General features: G+C 51.7%; 15 protein-coding genes, 2 tRNA genes and 2 other RNA genes. 9 read left to right on the top strand and 10 right to left on the bottom strand.

Annotated elements, in window-relative coordinates; all coding sequences use genetic code 11:
• Positions 1–231: 231 nt before the first annotated feature.
• Positions 232–849 (bottom strand): thymidine kinase, encoded by a 618-nt coding sequence (gene tdk / locus HVZ39_RS12020; RefSeq protein WP_019076935.1) that lies wholly within the window; start codon positions 847–849, stop codon positions 232–234.
• 623 nt (positions 850–1,472) lie between these two features.
• Between tdk and hns the strand changes: the two genes are divergently transcribed.
• Positions 1,473–1,886, top strand: a complete 414-nt coding sequence (hns, locus tag HVZ39_RS12015) for a histone-like nucleoid-structuring protein H-NS (protein ID WP_003020723.1) — start codon at positions 1,473–1,475, stop codon at positions 1,884–1,886.
• 137 nt (positions 1,887–2,023) lie between these two features.
• On the opposite strand, the gene galU is transcribed toward hns, so the two are convergent.
• From galU to rssA, 3 genes are all read right to left on the bottom strand, one after another.
• Positions 2,024–2,932: a UTP--glucose-1-phosphate uridylyltransferase GalU gene (galU, locus tag HVZ39_RS12010; protein ID WP_016153274.1), complete on the bottom strand. Its 909-nt coding sequence runs from the start codon at positions 2,930–2,932 to the stop codon at positions 2,024–2,026.
• A 204-nt stretch (positions 2,933–3,136) separates the two neighbouring features.
• Positions 3,137–4,150, bottom strand: coding sequence for a two-component system response regulator RssB (rssB, locus tag HVZ39_RS12005; protein ID WP_181633646.1), 1,014 nt, complete (start codon positions 4,148–4,150; stop codon positions 3,137–3,139).
• A gap of 90 nt (positions 4,151–4,240) precedes the next feature.
• Positions 4,241–5,152, bottom strand: a complete 912-nt coding sequence (gene rssA / locus HVZ39_RS12000) for a patatin-like phospholipase RssA (RefSeq protein WP_181633645.1) — start codon at positions 5,150–5,152, stop codon at positions 4,241–4,243.
• Positions 5,153–5,263: 111 nt separating this feature from the next.
• Between rssA and HVZ39_RS11995 the strand changes: the two genes are divergently transcribed.
• The 6 genes from HVZ39_RS11995 (at position 5,264) to HVZ39_RS11970 (ending at position 7,331) form a co-directional block, all read left to right on the top strand.
• On the top strand, positions 5,264–5,719 hold the full coding sequence (locus HVZ39_RS11995) for a YchJ family protein (RefSeq protein ID WP_181633644.1): 456 nt from the start codon (positions 5,264–5,266) through the stop codon (positions 5,717–5,719).
• Positions 5,720–5,774: 55 nt separating this feature from the next.
• A complete protein-coding gene (gene purU / locus HVZ39_RS11990; protein ID WP_016153278.1) occupies positions 5,775–6,617 on the top strand; it encodes a formyltetrahydrofolate deformylase in 843 nt (280 codons plus the stop codon).
• Positions 6,618–6,773: 156 nt separating this feature from the next.
• A tRNA-Tyr gene (locus HVZ39_RS11985) sits at positions 6,774–6,858 on the top strand.
• A gap of 36 nt (positions 6,859–6,894) precedes the next feature.
• A tRNA-Tyr gene (locus HVZ39_RS11980) sits at positions 6,895–6,979 on the top strand.
• Between the two features lie 44 nt (positions 6,980–7,023).
• Positions 7,024–7,155: non-coding RNA, RtT sRNA (locus HVZ39_RS11975), on the top strand.
• Positions 7,156–7,199: 44 nt separating this feature from the next.
• A non-coding RNA gene (locus tag HVZ39_RS11970) (RtT sRNA) lies at positions 7,200–7,331 on the top strand.
• A gap of 166 nt (positions 7,332–7,497) precedes the next feature.
• On the opposite strand, the gene narI is transcribed toward HVZ39_RS11970, so the two are convergent.
• The 5 genes from narI to HVZ39_RS11945 all read right to left on the bottom strand — a co-directional run bounded on the left by narI (position 7,498) and on the right by HVZ39_RS11945 (position 15,947).
• Positions 7,498–8,175: a respiratory nitrate reductase subunit gamma gene (gene narI, locus HVZ39_RS11965; RefSeq protein ID WP_016153281.1), complete on the bottom strand. Its 678-nt coding sequence runs from the start codon at positions 8,173–8,175 to the stop codon at positions 7,498–7,500.
• Positions 8,175–8,885 carry a nitrate reductase molybdenum cofactor assembly chaperone gene (narJ, locus tag HVZ39_RS11960; RefSeq protein ID WP_016153282.1) on the bottom strand — a complete coding sequence of 237 codons (711 nt, stop codon included), beginning with the start codon at positions 8,883–8,885 and terminating at the stop codon, positions 8,175–8,177. The genes narI and narJ overlap by 1 nt, the downstream gene beginning before the upstream one ends.
• Complete coding sequence (gene narH, locus HVZ39_RS11955; protein WP_003833388.1) at positions 8,882–10,420, bottom strand: nitrate reductase subunit beta; 1,539 nt, start codon at positions 10,418–10,420, stop codon at positions 8,882–8,884. The genes narJ and narH overlap by 4 nt, the downstream gene beginning before the upstream one ends.
• Entirely contained in the window at positions 10,417–14,160 is a 3,744-nt protein-coding gene (locus HVZ39_RS11950; RefSeq protein ID WP_016156733.1) for a nitrate reductase subunit alpha, read from the bottom strand. Before HVZ39_RS11950 ends, narH begins: the two co-directional genes overlap by 4 nt.
• A 395-nt stretch (positions 14,161–14,555) precedes the next feature.
• Positions 14,556–15,947: a NarK family nitrate/nitrite MFS transporter gene (locus HVZ39_RS11945; RefSeq protein WP_016153284.1), complete on the bottom strand. Its 1,392-nt coding sequence runs from the start codon at positions 15,945–15,947 to the stop codon at positions 14,556–14,558.
• A gap of 340 nt (positions 15,948–16,287) precedes the next feature.
• On the opposite strand from HVZ39_RS11945, the gene narX reads away from it, so the two are divergent.
• Both narX and narL read left to right on the top strand, forming a co-directional pair.
• Complete coding sequence (narX, locus tag HVZ39_RS11940; protein WP_016156734.1) at positions 16,288–18,084, top strand: nitrate/nitrite two-component system sensor histidine kinase NarX; 1,797 nt, start codon at positions 16,288–16,290, stop codon at positions 18,082–18,084.
• Positions 18,077–18,727, top strand: a complete 651-nt coding sequence (narL, locus tag HVZ39_RS11935; protein ID WP_003020756.1) for a two-component system response regulator NarL — start codon at positions 18,077–18,079, stop codon at positions 18,725–18,727. The genes narX and narL overlap by 8 nt, the downstream gene beginning before the upstream one ends.
• Before the next feature lie 21 nt (positions 18,728–18,748).
• Here the strand turns inward: narL and HVZ39_RS11930 are convergent, their stop codons facing one another.
• On the bottom strand, positions 18,749–20,134 hold the full coding sequence (locus tag HVZ39_RS11930; RefSeq protein WP_181548047.1) for a YchO/YchP family invasin: 1,386 nt from the start codon (positions 20,132–20,134) through the stop codon (positions 18,749–18,751).
• Between the last annotated feature and the right edge of the window lie 171 nt (positions 20,135–20,305).

Below are 20,305 nucleotides of genomic sequence, written 5' to 3'. Positions count from 1 at the left end.
CAGATAAGTTTTAGTTTCACCATAAACGGTCCCGAATTGGGGCCGTTTTTTTTTGCATCTTACGTTATCAGAATCGAAACATGACCAATTCAGCGACGTTTAAAGGATGGACCTGTAAAAGGATGCTTAGGAGGATGCGAGAATAGCGTCAGGAGAGTGTCTGACAGGGTAGCGAACATTAGCGAATGCTCAGCCTACCCTGTGCTAATAAGCGCCCAGAAGCGCGTAGAGTTAGTCGTGGTTGTGTCGTTCTTGTATCGCCGTCAGAGAGCCCTCAGACTGTGCTTGCTTATAATGCTTACGGCATACCGATACATAGCGTTCGTTCCCGCCAATCACCACCTGTTCGCCCTCGTTATAAGGTCGTCCTGCCTGATCAAGACGCAACACCATGCTGGCCTTACGCCCACAGAAACAAATGGTTTTTAATTCAACCAGTTTATCTGACCATGCCAACAGGTATTCGCTGCCGCCAAATAACTCACCACGAAAATCGGTACGCAAGCCGTAGCACAACACGGGAATATCCAGCTGATCGACAACTTCAGATAATTCATAAACCTGCTGTCGAGTCAGAAACTGCGACTCATCAACCAGTACACAGTGAATTCTTTGCTGCTCATTCTCAGCCCGAATCTCTTCGAACAATGATGAATTTTGGTTAAACAATTTTGCAGGTGACGACAGACCTATACGCGAACTTACTTTTCCAGCACCAAAGCGGTCATCAATTTCCGCTGTATATACCACGGCACGCATCCCACGTTCCTGATAATTGTACGAAGATTGCAGCAATGCAGTCGACTTACCGGCATTCATTGCAGAATAGTAAAAATATAGCTGTGCCATTAACCGTAGGCCCTCACCCGGGGAAATAAATATGGGCAGGATTGTACCATATTTCACGAACGTGTCGGTGTAGCGTTGCCTGCATAGGCGTATAAATAGGCGTTCAGACTCGCTCAGTGTCGCCTAAATAACCGATCCTTTAAGTGACACGGGAGCGTGAGTACACTCCAGCCATGGCCCAGGTAGCCTGAAACTCGATGGGTATATACACACTCTTTCACAAATAGTGCTCATGAAATTTATCCATACCTCTTATCTTCTTACGGCAATAAAGAAACCCTTCCCTTATTGTTATTGAATCTACCCACTGTCGCCATGTATTAGCGAATTCATGTAAGCAAAACTAATACAAAAGGTTGAAATCACTGCAAAGAGATACTATTTGTACACCATAAAATGTGACCTGAATCTTGAATTTTTACTCTCAGCCGCTGAGAAGCCCCCTCACCAATAAGCCTTTTTTATGCCCAACGTCGCGGAGAATTTAAGACAGATGAATTAATTCTGATACTAAATAAAGCGCAATTTTGAATTCCTTACATTCCTGGCTATTGCACAACTGAATTTATCGCTCTATTATTAGCTCAACAAACCACCCCCAATATAAGTTTGAGATTACTACAATGAGCGAAGCACTTAAAATTCTGAACAACATCCGTACTCTTCGTGCGCAGGCAAGAGAATGTACTCTGGAAACGCTTGAAGAAATGCTGGAAAAATTAGAAGTTGTTGTTAGCGAGCGCCGTGAAGAAGAAAGCGCTGCAGCTGCTGAAGTTGAAGAACGTACTCGTAAACTGCAACAATATCGTGAAATGCTGATCGCTGACGGCATTGACCCGAACGAACTGCTGAATAGCATGGCTGCTGTTAAATCTGGCACCAAAGCTAAACGCGCTGCACGTCCGGCTAAATATAGCTATGTTGACGAAAACGGTGAAACTAAAACCTGGACTGGTCAGGGTCGTACACCGGCAGTGATCAAAAAAGCGATGGAAGAACAAGGTAAACAACTGGACGATTTCTTAATCAAAGAATAATTCAGAAATAGTTTGCTTAAAATCCCGCCAGTGGCGGGATTTTTTTTACCTGTACTTCGCACAGTCCCTACCCAGTTCAGGTATAAAAAAACGGTGCTGGATTAACAGCACCGTTCAGACCTGAGAATACCAGCTGGTTACTTCTTAATACCCATCTCATCTTCCAGCCAGGCTTTAAATTCAGCGCCGAGAGTATTATGGCGAATACCATATTCAACGAACGCCTGCATATAGCCCAGCTTATTACCACAGTCATGGCTTTTGCCCTTCATGTGATAAGCTTCAACCGTTTCTTTTTCAATCAACATATCGATAGCATCAGTCAGCTGAATTTCGTCACCGGCTCCCGGAGGCGTTTTTGCCAGCAGGGGCCAGATATCCGCGCTAAGGACGTAACGCCCCACGACGGCCAGATTAGATGGTGCCACATTCGCTTTCGGCTTTTCAACAACGCCAACCATCGGTACGCTTTCGCCCGGCGCTAATTCAACGCCTTTACAATCAACAACACCATAAGCGGTAACATCTTCTACCGGCTCAACCATAATCTGGCTGCTGCCTGTTTCATCGAAACGATGAATCATTTCGGCAAGGTTGTCGCGTGATAAATCAGATTCGTATTCGTCAAGAATGACGTCCGGCAAGATAACCGCAACGGGCTCATCGCCAACCACCGGGTGCGCGCACAATACCGCGTGGCCCAGACCTTTGGCCAGTCCCTGACGCACCTGCATAATAGTGACATGTGGCGGACAAATAGATTGCACTTCTTCCAGAAGCTGGCGTTTTACACGTTTTTCCAGCATAGCTTCAAGTTCAAAGCTGGTATCGAAGTGGTTTTCAATCGAATTTTTAGACGAGTGAGTTACAAGTACAATTTCAGTGATGCCCGCAGCAATACATTCGTTTACGACGTACTGAATTAATGGCTTATCAACCAACGGTAGCATCTCTTTCGGGATTGCTTTCGTAGCCGGTAACATCCTGGTTCCTAATCCCGCAACCGGGATAACGGCCTTTTTGACTTTTGAATTAAGGGCAGCCATTTAAAACTCTCCTGGACTGTTCATGTATTGAACGTGTTCATCAATCTGTATCGCATCCAAGTATATCAGTACCGCGACAAGCTTCTGGTCTGAAAAGGACGCGCGTCGGTATAATTAAGATAAATACGAATAAATCTGGCGCTGATAGTAGCACTCACAGCATGAGGGGAGTGAGTCAATTTCATTCTCACGCCACTCGGTTGTTCATTCTGCAGACAACATCAGGCGCAGCCGACCACCGGCCCCCCAAATTTGGCATTGCCAGGATTCGCAACGTTGGCTCAGTTGATTAAGATAAGCATTCCCTAAGGTTCCCAACGGAACGCCATTGCTGATTTGTACATTGTGGGAACCTGTATTTAATGTCGCATTCAGCCCTGCTGATACCAGAATCAGGTTTTTTAATCCGTTGTGGTAATAACCCACCAGCAAAGGGAATTGTCCGGGCAAATTAGCCTGGCGCAATAAATGGTTAACCTGTTTCAATAACGCATCGAGCTCCGGCAATCGTTGATTTTGATGTGCGAGCTGTTCCTGCAGCAAACCGTTAAATAGCGCCCGCAGTAACAATGCTGCCAGAACGCCATTATCCCCTGCCCGCGTCACATCCAGACAATAAAACGCAAGGTCATGGTCCGATAGCGGTGCAATATCCAGTACCAGCCCCGGCTGATCGGCGGCTACCAATTGACGATAGTTGATCCGACATCGTGAAATAACTTGCGACACAGGAGGCTGTAATTCTTGCAACAGCTTTGCTGCAGCGGCGGGATCACCAACCATCGCATCCCAGTCGCGAAACAGCCGCTCTTCTTCTTCCACGCGTGAATTAAACATATTCGGATACAGACACGCAAAGACGGTTTCGCGCAGGCGGTTCAGGTCCTTTACCGGCTTTAGCAGCACATCATCCACACCCAATCGCAGTGCTTTGGCTATATCAGACATGTTTTCCGTCGCTGATATCACCAGGATTGGGGTCTGATCGCCACGATTACGCAGATACTCTACTAGCTTAAGGCCGTTCATTCGTGGCATAGCCAGGTCGCAGATAATCAGGTCGGGGTTAAAGTGCCCGAGTAATTCAAGTGCTTCAAGTCCATCGCCAGCTACCGCCGTTGTCGCTCCCAAAGAGGAAAACCATGAGTCCATGAGTGAGCGAAATACCGGCTCATCCTCAACGATAAGAATCTGTTTTCCGACCAATGGCTGCGTCATATTCTCCCCCCTGACTGGCTTTAGTAAATAGTGGCATGCTATTGCTACTCACGCCTGTCAGAATTTGCTTAAGTGTTGATAAAAAATGCGTTAGATGTTGGTTTTCACCAGGGGTAGAAGCTCATCCATTTTCTTCTCGACCGCCAGTTGTCCAGCAGCAATTGCTGCGCTGGCGCGGTGAAAATCCAGCGTGGATATTTGCGGACAAAACGGCTGGATCAGGATATCTGGCGGGTCACCGGCCATGCGGTTACGTTTCAGACGGTTTTCCAGAACCTGAATAGAAGTCGTCATGATCTCCATCGCCGTCGGCGCGGTTACCGTACGCCTGGCCGTTATGTTGCTCAAGCGCTCTTTCAGTCGGGCACGCCATGAAAGCGCGTCGACATCATCACCCGTTTCGGCATCACTGCTGACGTTGAAGGAGAGTAAATCTTGCTGCATAAGATGCGCATCGTGTTGCAGATCGACGGCAATAACGATGTCAGCGCCCAGCGCGCGAGTTAAGGATACAGGAACGGGATTCACCACCGCGCCATCGACCAGCCAGTAACCATTATGCGCTACAGGGGACATCAGACCAGGAATACTGCAGGAGGCCCGAACAGCCAGGTGCAAATCACCTTCCGTGAACCATAGCTCCCGACCCGTACTCAGATTAGTAGCCACAGTTGCGAAACGGCGAGTGCATTGCTCAATTGCTTCTACCGGCATGACATTACGGTACTGATTGAATACTCGTTCACCACGCAGTAAACCGCCCCTGCGCCACGAGAGATCCATCAGACGTAAGACATCCCAATAGCTGAAAGAACAAACCCATTGTTCGAGAGCAGGTAACTTATTGCATGCGTAGGCTGCACCAACCAGCGAACCAATGGAACACCCTGCCACAATATCAACATCAATGCCCATATGCTTTAGGGCCTTAATAACGCCAATATGCGACCAACCTCGCGCCGCGCCGGAACCTAGCGCCAGCCCAATTTTTATTTTTCTCATTGTACGTACAAACTTCCCCTGGCTTGCAGACGTAGCAACATCGCTACCGCTCAGTTAACATAGTGCTACCCTGGCGTTTTTACGCCGTTTTTTTATTCCAGGGAGTACTTTGTGTCTCAGCTTTGTCCCTGTGGTAGCGCTGTCGAGTATAGCCTATGTTGCTACCGTTATGTGTCCGGCGCGCAAGTAGCACCTACGCCGTCACACCTCATGCGTTCTCGTTACTGTGCTTTTGTGATGAAAGACGCAGATTACCTTATCAAGACCTGGCATCCGGACTGTCATGCAGCCGCGTTTCGTGACGACATTATCGCAGGATTTAGCCACACCGAATGGCTCGGGCTGACCGTTTTTGAACAACAAGCGGCAGACACAGAAAATATCGGCTATGTCAGCTTTGTTGCGCGATTTTCTGAACAAGGTAAAACAGGTGCAATTATCGAGCGCTCTCGTTTTTTAAAAGAAAACGGTCAATGGTACTATATAGACGGTACACGCCCTCAAATTGGACGAAACGATACCTGCCCTTGTGGCTCCGGTAAAAAATTTAAAAAGTGCTGCGGCTAATCAACGCCCGACAGTATCAATTTTGCAAACATTCTCAACAGGATCACCGCTGCAAATGCATTCATTACAACGAAAAGTGCTGCGTACTATTTGCCCGGACCAAAAAGGTCTGATCGCGCGCATTACGAATATCTGTTACAAGCATGAACTGAACATCGTGCAGAACAATGAGTTCGTGGACCACCGGACCGGGCGCTTTTTTATGCGTACCGAACTGGAGGGTATTTTTAACGACGTCACGCTGCTTGCCGATCTGGATAGTGCCCTTCCAGATGGATCCATTCGTGAATTAACGCCAGCAGGACGCCGCCGTATCGTCATTTTGGTCACCAAGGAAGCACATTGTCTGGGTGACCTGTTAATGAAGGCCAATTATGGCGGGCTGGATGTTGAAATCGCTGCTGTGATCGGCAACCACGAGACGCTGCGACCTTTGGTTGAACGGTTTGATATCCCATTTGAGCTGGTCAGCCACGAAGGTTTAACGCGTGACGAACATGACCTGAAAATGGCCGACGCTATCGACGCGCACCAACCTGACTATGTCGTGCTGGCAAAATACATGCGCGTTCTGACGCCAACATTTGTTTCACGCTTCCCGAATAAGATTATCAATATTCACCATTCATTCCTGCCAGCGTTTATTGGCGCTCGCCCTTACCATCAGGCTTATGAGCGCGGTGTGAAGATCATCGGTGCGACAGCCCACTACGTGAATGATAACCTCGATGAAGGCCCAATCATTATGCAGGACGTAATTCATGTGGATCACACCTACACCGCGGAAGACATGATGCGTGCGGGCCGCGACGTTGAGAAAAATGTATTAAGCCGCGCGCTGTATCAGGTTCTGGCTCAACGCGTCTTTGTTTACGGTAACCGAACGATTATTCTGTAATCGATTGATAATTGAATTGGTTACCTTTACATCTTTACGCGTAAAAATCAGGCAACCAGTTCTTTTTTATCAACGGAATACTTTACAGGGGCGCATCATTTGATATGATGCGCCCCGCTTCCAACGGAAGCAGGCCAGTAACTAGCATTACCCCGTGGTGGGGTTCCCGAGCGGCCAAAGGGAGCAGACTGTAAATCTGCCGTCATCGACTTCGAAGGTTCGAATCCTTCCCCCACCACCATTCATTCCGATAGATTCATAAAATTAGTATACCCCTGGTGGGGTTCCCGAGCGGCCAAAGGGAGCAGACTGTAAATCTGCCGTCATCGACTTCGAAGGTTCGAATCCTTCCCCCACCACCATCACTTCATAACGCACCAGCATCCAATCCATCTGTAATGTCTCATATTCTGCCCCAGCGGGAAGGATGAGAAGCTTCGACTAAGGTTCGATTCGAGCGTTAGCGAGAAAGCGTTGCCGCAGGCAACGACCCGAAGGGCGAAGCGCACCGCGCGGAGTAATCCTTCCCCCACCACCATCACCTCATAAAGCACCTGTATCAAATCCATCTGTAATGTCTCATATTCTGCCCAAGCGGGGAGGATGAGAAGCTTCGACTAAGGTTCGATTCGAGCGTTAGCGAGAAAGCGTTGCCGCAGGCAACGACCCGAAGGGCGAAGCGCACCGCGCTGAGTAATCCTTCCCCCACCACCATCACCCCATAAAGCACCAGCATCCCATCCATCTGTAATGCCCCATACCCGACCCTCGATCAAGCCTCAATTCGGGTCGGCAATTTACCTGATGCACAATGCTTATCCGGCAATTAGTCGTAAAAAAACCCCGCCGGAGCGGGGTTTTGTCTTACACAGATAACCGATTAATGACGCGCACGAACAATCTGGTATTTGCGCGTCAGATATTCGACCGGAACGCTCCAGATGTGCACCAGACGCGAGAACGGGAACAACAGGAACAGCGTCATACCCAGCACCAGGTGCATACGGAAAATGAACGCGACGCCATCCAGATATTGAGACGCCCCCCCCTGGAAGGTCACCACTGTCTGCGCCCAGTTCACCAGCTTCATCATCTCGCTGCCGTCCATATGCTGGGCGGAGAACGGAATGGTCAGCAGGCCCAGCGCGCACTGGATCACCAGCAGGGAGAGGATCAGAATGTCCGCTCCGGTAGTGGTCGCCCGCACACGTGGGCTGAACAGGCGGCGTTTCAGCAGCAGGACGCCGCCAATCAAACACATCACACCACTGGCACCACCCGCGAACATCGCCATCTTTTGTTTCACTTCAAGCGGCAGCCACGCTTCATACATCCAGTGTGGTGTCAGCATGCCAAGGAAGTGCCCGGCAAAAATCCCCAGGATCCCGATGTGGAACAGGTTTGACGCCAAGTTCATCCCTTTGCGATCCAGCATCTGACTGGAAGCCGCGCGCCAGGTATACTGCCCATAGTCATAACGCAGCCAACTGCCAATCAGAAAGACAGAACCCGCGATGTATGGATAGATGTCAAAGAAGAACGTATTCAGGAAGTGCATTATTGCTGTCCTCCGGTGGTGATATTCAGATACTGCGGCGCAACAGCCCCGGCAAAACGACGCTGGTGAGCGGAAATTTCCGACTCACCACACCCCTGATCGGCGAAGAATTTCACCTGCTCTTCTTCCCAGACCGCATCCAGCGCTTGTGGGGTATCGTCACGCGCTTCATCTGCAATTTTTTCAGCCACTTTATCGCTGTCGATAACGGTATTCGCCAGTTTTAACAGCAGATCGAACAGCACCGCATAACGGCTTTCACGCTGTTGCAAGCGAGCGCTGAGCAGCGCCAGAATCGGCGCGATATCCTGTAACCCCCCTAATGCTTCGCTTTTCGGCAACTGCGCAAGGTATTCCAGATACAGCGGCAGATGATCGGGAAGTTCGCGGCTGTCGAGCTGCAGACCGTGCTGTTCATACTGCGCCATCAGGTCAACCATAGCCTGACCACGATCGCGGGACTCGCCGTGTACATGTTCAAACAGCAACAACGAGGTGGCGCGGCCACGGTCAAACAGTTCGCTATAGCTTGCCTGCACATCCAGCATGTCCTGCGCGGTGAGATCGCGCAGGAAAATGCCCAGAGTCTGGGCATCCTCTTTATCCAGGTTCTCAGATGACGCGAGTGCATCGAAAAGTTCCTGCTGATGCTGCCACAAGGCAGCATCCGGGTACTCGAGCAGACGCGAAACAATGACAAGTTCAATCATTGGTGCGGCTCCGTTTTGCTGGTCACATCGACAGCGTCGATGCGGCGGCTGTTGAACAGATTGAATTTAGTATCAGAACCGTGGCAACCGTCACCGAAGGTAAAGCCACAACCGCTTTTCTCCGGGAACGCGTCACGTGCCAGTTCACGATGGCTGCTCGGTACCACGAAACGATCTTCGTAGTTAGCAATCGCCAGATAACGATACATTTCCTGTGCCTGCGCTTCGCTTAAGCCCACCTCTTCCAGCGCACGGGTATCAACTTTACCGTCAACGGTTTCCGCACGTTTGTAGTGACGCATCGCCAGCATACGTTTCAGCGCCAACAGTACCGGCTGAGTGTCGCCTGCGGTCAGCAGGTTCGCCAGGTACTGAACCGGGATACGCAGACTGTCAACGTCCGGCAGAATACCGTTGCTGCCCAGCTCACCCGCATCGGCGGCAGACTGGATCGGTGACAAAGGCGGCACATACCAGACCATCGGTAGCGTGCGGTATTCCGGATGCAGCGGCAGCGCCAGCTTCCAGTCCATCGCCATTTTGTAAACCGGCGACTGCTGTGCAGCATCAATGACGCTCAGCGGAATACCATCTTTCAGCGCTTGTTCAATAACAGCCGGATCGTTCGGATCGAGGAACACGTCCAGTTGACGCTGGTACAGATCTTTCTCGTGCTCCGTGCTTGCCGCACTTTCGATCGCATCTGCGTCATACAGCAGTACGCCGAGGTAACGAATACGGCCTACGCAGGTTTCGGAACAAACGGTCGGCTGACCGGCTTCGATACGCGGGTAGCAGAAAATGCACTTCTCAGATTTCCCGCTCTTCCAGTTGAAGTAGATCTTCTTATACGGGCAGCCAGTGATACACATACGCCAGCCGCGGCATTTATCCTGGTCGATCAGCACGATGCCATCTTCTTCACGCTTGTAGATAGCGCCGCTTGGGCAGGTCGCCACGCACGCCGGGTTAAGGCAATGCTCACACAAACGCGGCAGATACATCATGAAGGTATTTTCGAACTGACCGTACATCGCCTTCTGCATGTTTTCGAAGTTCTGGTCTTTGGCGCGTTTTTCGAACTCGCCCCCCAGAATTTCTTCCCAGTTCGGACCGCTGGTGATTTTATCCATCCGCTGACCGGTGATCAGCGAACGCGGACGGGCAATCGGCTGCGCCTTACTGTCTGCTGGGGCGTTGTGCAACGTTTGGTAGTCAAAATCAAACGGCTCATAGTAATCATCCATGCCCGGCAGATGCGGGTTAGCAAAGATTTTACCCAGCAGCAGTGCTTTGTTACCCATGCGCGGCTGCAGTTTGCCGTTGATTTTACGGATCCAACCGCCCTTCCATTTTTCCTGGTTTTCCCAGTCGTTCGGGAAGCCAACGCCAGGCTTACTTTCGACGTTGTTGAACCAGGCGTACTCCATACCTTCACGGCTGGTCCAGACGTTTTTGCAGGTCACTGAACAGGTGTGGCAGCCGATGCACTTATCGAGATTCAGCACCATGCCGACTTGTGAACGAATTTTCATTTTACGCTCTCCTGTACCTGGTCATTGCCTTCGCCATCCAACCAGTTAATGTTCTTCATCTTACGTACAACTACGAACTCATCGCGGTTTGAACCGACGGTACCGTAGTAGTTAAAGCCGTATGCCAGTTGCGCATAACCACCGATCATGTGAGTTGGTTTCGGCGTAATACGAGTTACCGAGTTGTGGATCCCGCCGCGCTGCTGGGTGATTTCAGAACCCGGCAGGTTAACAATACGTTCCTGCGCGTGGTACATCATGGTCATCCCGGCCGGCACACGCTGGCTGACAACTGCACGCGCCGTCAGCGCACCGTTGCTGTTGAAGACTTCGATCCAGTCGTTATCTTCGATACCCAGATCCTTCGCATCAACTTCGCTCATCCACACAATCGGACCACCGCGAGACAGCGTCAGCATCAGCAGGTTGTCGCTGTAAGTGGAGTGGATACCCCATTTCTGGTGCGGCGTCAGGAAGTTGAGCGCTTTTTCAGGGTTACCGTTAGACTTCTCGCCGATCACCGCTTTCACCGAACGGGTGTCGATTGGCGGACGATACACCAGCAGGCTCTCACCGAAGTCACGCATCCACTGGTGATCCTGATACAACTGCTGGCGACCAGACAGCGTACGCCATGGGATCAGCTCATGAACGTTGGTATAACCGGCGTTATAAGACACATGTTCATCTTCCAGACCTGACCAGGTCGGACTGGAGATAATTTTGCGCGGCTGCGCCTGGATGTCACGGAAACGAATTTTTTCGTCTTCTTTATTCAGCGCCAGATGCGTATGGTCACGACCGGTAAATTCACTCAGCGCCGCCCAGGCTTTAACGGCAACCTGACCGTTAGTTTCCGGAGCCAGCGTCAGGATCATCTCAGCTGCATCAATTGCGGTATCCAGCATCGGTTGGCCTTTCGCCGGACCGTCAGCCTTGGTGTAGTTGAGCTTACGCAGCAGATCCATTTCGCTCTGGGTGTTCCAGGCAATCCCTTTACCGCCGTTACCGATTTTTTCCATCAGCGGACCGATGGAGGTGAAACGCTCGTACGTTGCCGGATAATCACGCTCAACGGTCATGATGTGCGGTGCCGTAACACCTGGAATCAGGTCGCATTCCCCTTTTTTCCAGTCCTTCACGTCCAGCGGCTGCGCCAGTTCAGCGGCGGAGTCGTGCTGAATCGGCAGCGTAACGACGTCGGTTTCTTTACCGAGGTGGCCCACACAAACTTCAGAGAATTTCTTGGCGATGGCTTTATAGATTTCCCAGTCGCTCTTCGATTCCCAGGCCGGGTCAACGGCCGCAGACAGAGGATGAATAAACGGATGCATATCCGAGGTATTCATGTCGTCTTTTTCATACCAGGTAGCGGTCGGCAGCACGATATCGGAATACAGACAGGTACTCGACAGGCGGAAGTCCAGCGTAACGACCAGATCCAGTTTGCCGTCAAGTCCGTTATCCTGCCATTCCACTTCTTCTGGCTTCACGCCGCTCTGCTGGCCGAGATCTTTGCCCTGAATACCATGTTCAGTACCCAGCAGATACTTGAGCATGTACTCGTGGCCTTTACCGGAAGAACCGAGCAGGTTTGAACGCCAGATAAACAGGTTACGCGGATGGTTTTTACCGTTTTCCGGCTGCTCTGCCGCAAAGCGAATAGAACCTTCTTTCAGGGATTTAACGGTGTAGTCCACCGGCGTCATACCTGCTTTCTGCGCTTCTTTCGCGATATACAGCGGGTTAGTCCCTAACTGCGGCGCAGACGGTAACCAGCCCATACGTTCAGCGCGAACGTTAAAGTCAATCAAATGACCGCTATAGCGGGATTTGTCTGCCATTGGGGACAGCAGTTCCTGCGCAGTCACCGTCTCATAGCGCCATTGGCTGGAGTGGTTATAGAAGTAGGAGGTACTGTTCATATGACGAGGCGGACGCTGCCAGTCAAGAGCAAACGCCAGCGGCTGCCAGCCGGTTTGCGGACGCAGTTTTTCCTGCCCTACGTAATGGGCCCAGCCGCCGCCGCTCTGGCCGATACAGCCACAGAACACCAGCATATTGATCAGGCCACGATAGTTCATATCGAGGTGGTACCAGTGGTTCAAACCGGCGCCGACGATAATCATCGAACGACCGTGCGTTTTATCTGCGTTATCCGCAAATTCACGGGCGATGCGCACAATCTGAGAACGTGATACGCCTGTAATTTTTTCTGCCCACGCTGGCGTGTACGCTTTCACGTCATCGTAGCTGGTCGCGCAGTTTTCATCGTTCAGACCACGTTCCAGGCCGTAGTTGGCCATAGTCAGATCGTAAACGGTGGTCACCAGCGCCGTAGATCCATCGGCCAGTTGCAGGCGTTTAACGGGCAATTTATGCAGCAGAATGTTTTCCAGTTCGACTTTACTGAAGTGCTCGGTGCCTTCGCCACCAAAGTACGGGAAGCCCACTTCAGCGATATCATCCTGGCTACCCAGCAGGCTGAGCTGCAGTTCGGTTTCATCACCGGACGTGCCGTCGCGCTGCTCAAGGTTCCATTTGCCTTTTTCGCCCCAACGGAAACCAATTGAACCGTTCGGCGCAACCATTTCGCCGTTGCTGTTGAAAGCGACAGTTTTCCATTCCGGGTTATTTTCCTGGCCCAGAGAGTCAACCAGATCCGCAGCACGCAGCATACGACCAGCAGCATAGTAGCCGTCGCGCTCTTCGAGCATCACCAGCATTGGCATGTCGGTATAACGACGTACGTAGTCGGTGAAATATTGGCTCGGGTTATCGAGGTGGAACTCGCGCAGCATGACATGACCCATCGCCATTGCCATCGCCGCATCGGTTCCCTGCTTCGGAGCCAGCCACAGGTCGCACAGTTTGGCGATTTCTGCGTAGTCCGGGGTAATTGCTACTGTTTTGGTGCCTTTATAACGAACTTCAGTAAAGAAGTGCGCATCCGGGGTACGGGTCTGCGGTACGTTAGAGCCCCATGCCAGAATGTAGCTGGAGTTATACCAGTCGGCAGATTCCGGTACGTCGGTCTGCTCGCCCCAGGTCTGTGGGGAAGCTGGCGGCAGGTCACAGTACCAGTCATAGAAGCTCAGGCAGGTCCCGCCAATCAGCGACATATAACGTGCGCCGGACGCATAAGAAACCATCGACATCGCTGGGATCGGCGAGAAGCCTGCGACGCGGTCAGGACCATAGGTTTTGATGGTGTAAACGTTAGATGCGGCAATCAGCTCATTCACTTCCTGCCAGGAAGAACGAACGAATCCACCACGACCACGCGCTTGTTTGAAGCTTTTTGCTTTGTCGGCGTCTTCGATAATGGATGCCCATGCATCTACCGGATCGCTGTGCAGTCTTTTTGCTTCACGCCACATCTTCATCAGACGTTTGCGCATCAGCGGGTATTTCAGACGGTTAGCGCTGTAGAGATACCATGAATAGCTTGCACCACGCGGGCAGCCGCGAGGCTCGTGGTTGGGCATATCTGGACGAGTGCGTGGGTAGTCAGTTTGCTGGGTTTCCCAGGTCACCAGACCATTTTTCACATAGATTTTCCAGCTGCATGAGCCGGTGCAGTTTACACCGTGGGTTGAACGCACGATTTTGTCATGCTGCCAACGCTGGCGGTATCCATCCTCCCAGTCCCTGTTGGTATTGAGAAGCTGGCCGTGCCCATCGGCAAAGGTTTCGCCCTTCTGCTTGAAGTAGCGAAACCGGTCCAGGAATTTACTCATCGGTTTTCTCCTGTAGGAGCCTGACGGCTCTCTGATAAATCGACATTGCTTGATTGAGAGCGAAGGTAACGCTCTGAAAGGGCGTGAGAATTGATAACGATCAAGGCAGGCAGGGATGAAAATTGAGGGTCGATTTTCACATACCCCCTTAGTGGGATATCAATAAATCAATCAACATATTGAATTTTATTGATTTTTTTAAACTCACTTATCATACAAATGTTAAATTCTTTATAAGTGGGTATTAAGGGGTATCCCCCCTGTTTAGCATATTACGAGCACCGTTCTAACAGGCTGTTGTCGTGCCACAATATAAAAGTATGTTGTAACTAATTGCAGGCAAAAAAAAGCGCGGTCTAACACCGCGCAATGGATAATCAACAGTTACTACTTTTTTACTTTTTAGAATGACGTCCGTACACCGCCCAGGTGATAACCACACAGGCGACATAGAAGATCAGGAATACTTTCATCGCATCGACCGGAGAGCCAGTTAATGCCAGGGACGTACCGAATGCTTTCGGGATAAAGAAGCCGCCGATCGCACCAATAGCTGAGATAAAGCCCAGCGCTGCCGCGGTGTCGGTCGCCGCCTCGCGCATCGCTTTCTCTTCTGAACCGCCTTCAGCTTTCACTCTGTCCATCGTCAGCTTGCGAAAGATAACGGAAATCATCTGGAAGGTTGAACCACTCCCCAGACCAGCCGTCAGAAACAGCGCCAGGAACACCGCAAAGAAGGCGATAAAGTTGCCACCGACACCGTTTGATGGCAGCGTCAGGAACAGTAAGGCACTGAAAATAGCCATCAGCACGAAGTTCACCAGCGTTACGCGGGTCCCCCCCAGTCGGTCAGAGATTGCGCCGCCTGCTGAACGTGCCAGGGCGCCAATCAACGGTCCAAAGAAGGCGTAATGCAGGATCTGTACCTCAGGAAACTGCGTTTTTGACAGCATCGCGAAACCGGCAGAGAAACCGATAAATGAACCGAAGGTTGCCAGATACAGCAGGCTCATAATCCACAGGTGCCCGCGTTTCAGCACCGGCAATTGCTCTTTCAGCGAAGCTTTTGAGGTTGCCAGTTCATTCATACCAAACCATGCGGCCAGCGTTAATACAGCCAGGAACGGGACCCAAATCCATGCAGCGTTTGCCAGATACAGCTGCGTACCATCCGGTTGTTCAACACCCTGGCTGCCAAATGCGGCAAAGATTGACAGTGAAACCACCAGCGGAGCGACCAACTGCATCACGCTGACGCCCATGTTACCCAAACCACCGTTCAGACCCAGCGCGCCGCCCTGTTTCTGTTTTGGAAAGAAGAAGCTGATGTTTGCCATGCTGGAGGCAAAGTTCGCACCGGCAAAACCGCACAACAGGGAGATAATGATAAAGGTACTAAATGGCGTGGAGGTATCCTGCACCGCAAAACCTAACCATACGCAAGGAATGATCAGGATACCGGTGCTGAACGCCGTCCAGCGACGTCCACCAAACAGGGGGACCATAAAGGAGTACGGTACACGCAGCAGCGCGCCGGACACCGAAGGTAATGCCGTCAGCATGAACAGTTGTTCAGTGGTGAAATCAAATCCGACTTTCGGTAAGTTCACCGCCACGGCGCTAAATAACATCCACACGCAAAACGCCAGCAGCAAGCAAGGGACGGAAATCCACAGGTTACGGCTGGCGATTCGATGACCACGCTGCTGCCAGAAGGCGGGATCTTCCGGCCGCCATTCGGTAATTACAGCTCCAGATGCCCTTTCCGGGGCAGATGAGTGACTCATAGACACCTCTGATACTTGTTTCGATGCCTGCCACATTAGGGTTTACAGCTGGAGGTAAGTTGATATAAATCAAAGGAAAAGGTGTCATTATTGATGCCTGAAATTTATCATCACCCTAAATGAGTACATAACTTCGGTAAAAAAGATGTGGTTTTTCACGCTTCTGTCGTCCCCTACTCCCCCTCGTTTAGGATCTCTCCCTCTGGCGGCAATTAAGGGGTAGCCCGTTTGAGGTATGGGTATACTCCAGTGTATCGCCGAGAATAACGCCACTGCCTGCAGCAGAATCGTCATTCAATAAGGTTTTCGGTTTTACGAAAACCCGAAGGAACAAGTCACCATGTTTAAACGTTGTCTTTCCCCGCTTACGCTGGTCAACCAGGTGGCGCTGATTGTTTTATTGTCTACTGCCATCGGCGTGGCGGGTATGGCAGTCTCTGGCTGGCTGGTTCAGGGCGTTCAGGGTAGCGCGCATGCAATCAACAAAGCGGGATCGCTGCGCATGCAAAGCTATCGCCTGCTGGCGGCCATACCGCTGGACGCCAACGATCAACCACTACTGGATGAAATGGAGCAAACGGCGTTTAGCCCGGAATTGACGCGTGCCGCGCAGCGTGACGGACAACAGGCGCAATTAAAAGCCTTACAGGATTACTGGCACACCAAACTGGCACCGGGGCTTGCGCATGCGCAAACGCCTGATGCGGTAGCGCAGGATGTCAGGCGCTTTGTGGGCGGACTGGATAAGCTGGTCACCGCCTTTGACCATACCACCGAGTTACGCATTGAACGCGTCGTCTTGCTGCATCGCCTGATGGCCGTATTTATGGCATTGCTGCTGGTCTTCACCATTATCTGGCTGCGCGTGCGCCTGTTACAGCCGTGGAAACAACTGCTGGCGATGGCGCGAGCCGTCAGTCAACGTGATTTTACCCAACGCGCACATATCAGTGGGCGTAATGAGATGGCAGCGCTGGGCTCGGCGCTGAATAATATGTCGGAAGAACTGGCCGAAAGTTACGCGGTGCTGGAACAGCGGGTACAGGAGAAAACGGCGGGTCTGGAGCACAAAAATCAGATCCTCTCTTTCCTGTGGCAAGCCAACCGCCGTCTGCACTCTCAGGTGCCGTTGTGCGAACGCCTCTCTCCGGTACTGAACGGTCTGCAAAATTTGACCCTGCTGCATGATATTGAACTGCGGGTCTATGACCTGGAAGATGAAGATAATCATCAGGAATTTACCTGCCAGTCCAATGTCAGCTGTGATGAGAAAGGCTGCCATTTGTGTCCGCGCGGTACGCTACCCGCCATTGACGGCGGTATCACACTGAAATGGCGGCTAACCGATGCCCATACCCAGTATGGTATCCTGCTCGCGACTTTGCCGTACGGACGCCATCTCAGCCACGATCAGCAGCAACTGGTTGATACCCTGGTTGAGCAACTGACCGCAACGCTTGCACTCGACAGGCATCAGGAGCGTCAGCAGCAGTTGATCGTGATGGAAGAGCGTGCCACCATTGCGCGCGAACTTCATGATTCTATTGCACAATCGCTCTCCTGTATGAAGATGCAGGTGAGCTGTTTGCAGATGCAGGGCGATGCGCTTTCAGATAACTGCCGCGAGCTGCTCAGTCAGATTCGTAACGAGTTGAACGCCTCCTGGGCGCAACTGCGCGAGCTGTTAACGACCTTCCGTTTACAGCTGACGGAACCTGGATTAAGACCGGCGCTGGAAGCCAGCTGTCAGGAATACAGCGCACGTTTTGGCTTTACGGTTAAGCTGGATTATCAGCTGCCACCGCGTCTGGTCCCTTCGCATCAGGCGATTCACCTGCTACAAATTGCGCGCGAAGCCCTGAGCAACGCCCTCAAACACTCTCAGGCCGATGAAGTGGTCGTGACGGTGGTGCAAAATGGTAAGCAGGTCAAACTTACAGTGCAAGATAACGGCTGCGGCGTACCGGAAAACGCCGAACGCAGTAACCACTACGGCATGATAATCATGCGCGACCGTGCGCAGAGCTTGCGCGGCGATTGCCGTGTACGCCGTCGCGAGACAGGCGGTACTGAAGTTGCTGTCACTTTTATTCCCGAAACAAACTTCACAGAAGTCCAAGGAGATACCCATGAGTAATCTGGAACCGGCAACCATCCTGTTGATCGACGATCATCCGATGCTGCGAACCGGTGTAAAGCAGCTTGTCAGCATGGCGCCCGATATCACCGTTGTCGGCGAAGCCAGCAATGGTGAGCAGGGTATCGAGCTGGCAGAATCCCTTGATCCCGATCTGATCCTTCTTGATCTCAACATGCCTGGCATGAACGGTCTGGAAACACTCGACAAGCTGCGTGAGAAATCACTGTCAGGCCGTATCGTCGTGTTTAGCGTATCCAATCATGAAGAAGACGTGGTTACTGCACTGAAGCGCGGTGCCGACGGTTATCTGCTTAAAGATATGGAGCCGGAAGATTTGCTGAAAGCATTGCAGCAAGCGGCTGCCGGTGAAATGGTGCTGAGCGAAGCCTTAACGCCGGTTCTGGCCGCCAGCCTACGCGCCAATCGTGCAACGTCCGACCGTGATGTTACCCAACTGACGCCGCGCGAACGCGATATTCTTAAGCTCATCGCCCAGGGCCTGCCTAACAAGATGATCGCCCGCCGCCTGGACATCACCGAAAGCACGGTAAAAGTTCACGTGAAGCATATGCTGAAGAAAATGAAGCTCAAATCACGTGTTGAAGCCGCGGTATGGGTGCACCAGGAACGTATTTTCTGATAACGCGCGCATGCGTCATTGTTAACGAGGATCATTTTCCGAAACGGTAGTAAACGGTTCGGTCAGTGATAGCGTGATCTCATTGGAAGAGACACGCTGGCCCTGCTCATCTTCTACCACCACAGACAACCGCCAGCGGTTCGTCGCACCTTCTCTGCTGTCCCACTTCGGCATAATAATCGTCCAGCCCTGCGCGCTTCGGTTATTGCTGCCAGCCGTTAAGCTCAACGCCTGAGTATCGCCCTGCCACGTCAGGTGGCGGATCCCATGCAAACTACGCACCTGCAGCTTCAACGCCACCGTCTCTCCCGGTTTGAGATCCCAGGGCGGCGTGGCCAAAAATACCGACAGCGTTTTACGCTGGCGATACTCCAGCGTCGGCAAATTGTTACGCTGCGGATCGTCATAACGACTGCCGCGCAGTGAACGGCTGTTCGCCACCTCACTGACCATCAACTGTTTTTTTAACGGCACGCCAAAACGGTAACTAAGGGTTAAGCCGAGGTTATTCTGGCTGATGCCGCTTTCACCCTGCTTATGCTGCGCTGTCACCGTGATTAGCGGCACCGGTGTATAGCTCAGCCCGAGGTTCACTGCCACCGGATTGTGATACCCGGTTCCCGAATGAAATAGATCCACCCGGTCGCCAAAATACTGTTCCACGCTGACGCTGGTATTGAGGTGTTGATAGAACGGCATCCGCATTTGCGCGGTCAGATCGTAGCCGCGGGCCATCCGTTGTTGCTGGGTTGCAAAACGATCCTGCCAGGAAGACAACGGTTGATAATAGTTAGCGGATAAGCGCAAATATTCGCCCCACGCCTCTGCGCCGAGGCCTCCGCGGGGCAGATTTTCATCCAGTAAGTTGTCATAAAAGGTGTTGTAACCCAGTAACCAACCGTCGCGTACCCAACGTTGCCCAATCCCCGCATTACTGACTAAGCCGTCGTCCTGTTGCGTCACTCCTAGCTGGCTCCAGGTAAGATAACGTTGATTGTCCTGCCACGGCACAAACCAGCTTCCCCGACTCCCGGTAAAACTGCCTTCGTTATCCACCTGCAACCCGATGCTGGCGTTTCCCCAGGGAGAAAGCCAGGATTCCAGTTGCTGATTCACCTGTTCGCTGACCGTATCTCGCACCTGGCCAAACGCGAACTGCTTCGCCTGTTCACCGGTATCAAGCCCGTTATCAGTCATGCTGGCTTCACCAAACGCTTTGACCATTTCGGCAAAATGCTTTTCGCCTGCCCGCGACTCCGGGGCCATACCAAGATCGGGCAAGCCATCACTATTGTTATCGAAAGGGTTTTCAGCCTGGCGCACAAAGGACGACTGCGCGTTAGCAGTACCGCCTGCCAGCGGCAAGAGTGCGAATACAGCAAGAGAAGAACAGATAATACGGCTCAAATCGTTAGTGGTTTCTTACATCAATTAGCCACAGTGGCATACTTATCTTAAACCATAACGTGTTCAGCGTTGATTTTCAGCCCCTCCCCCTTTTTTCGGCATTATCCTGGCATTGAGAAATAGGTGTAACATACGTGTCGGTTATTAACGCTCACATGCAGTAACAGGAGT

It is taken from the genome of Citrobacter sp. RHB35-C21 (genome assembly GCF_013816515.1).
Classification (GTDB): domain Bacteria; phylum Pseudomonadota; class Gammaproteobacteria; order Enterobacterales; family Enterobacteriaceae; genus Citrobacter; species Citrobacter braakii.
The sequence above is the reverse complement of the archived record's forward strand: the minus strand, read 5'-3'. Positions and strand labels throughout refer to the sequence as shown.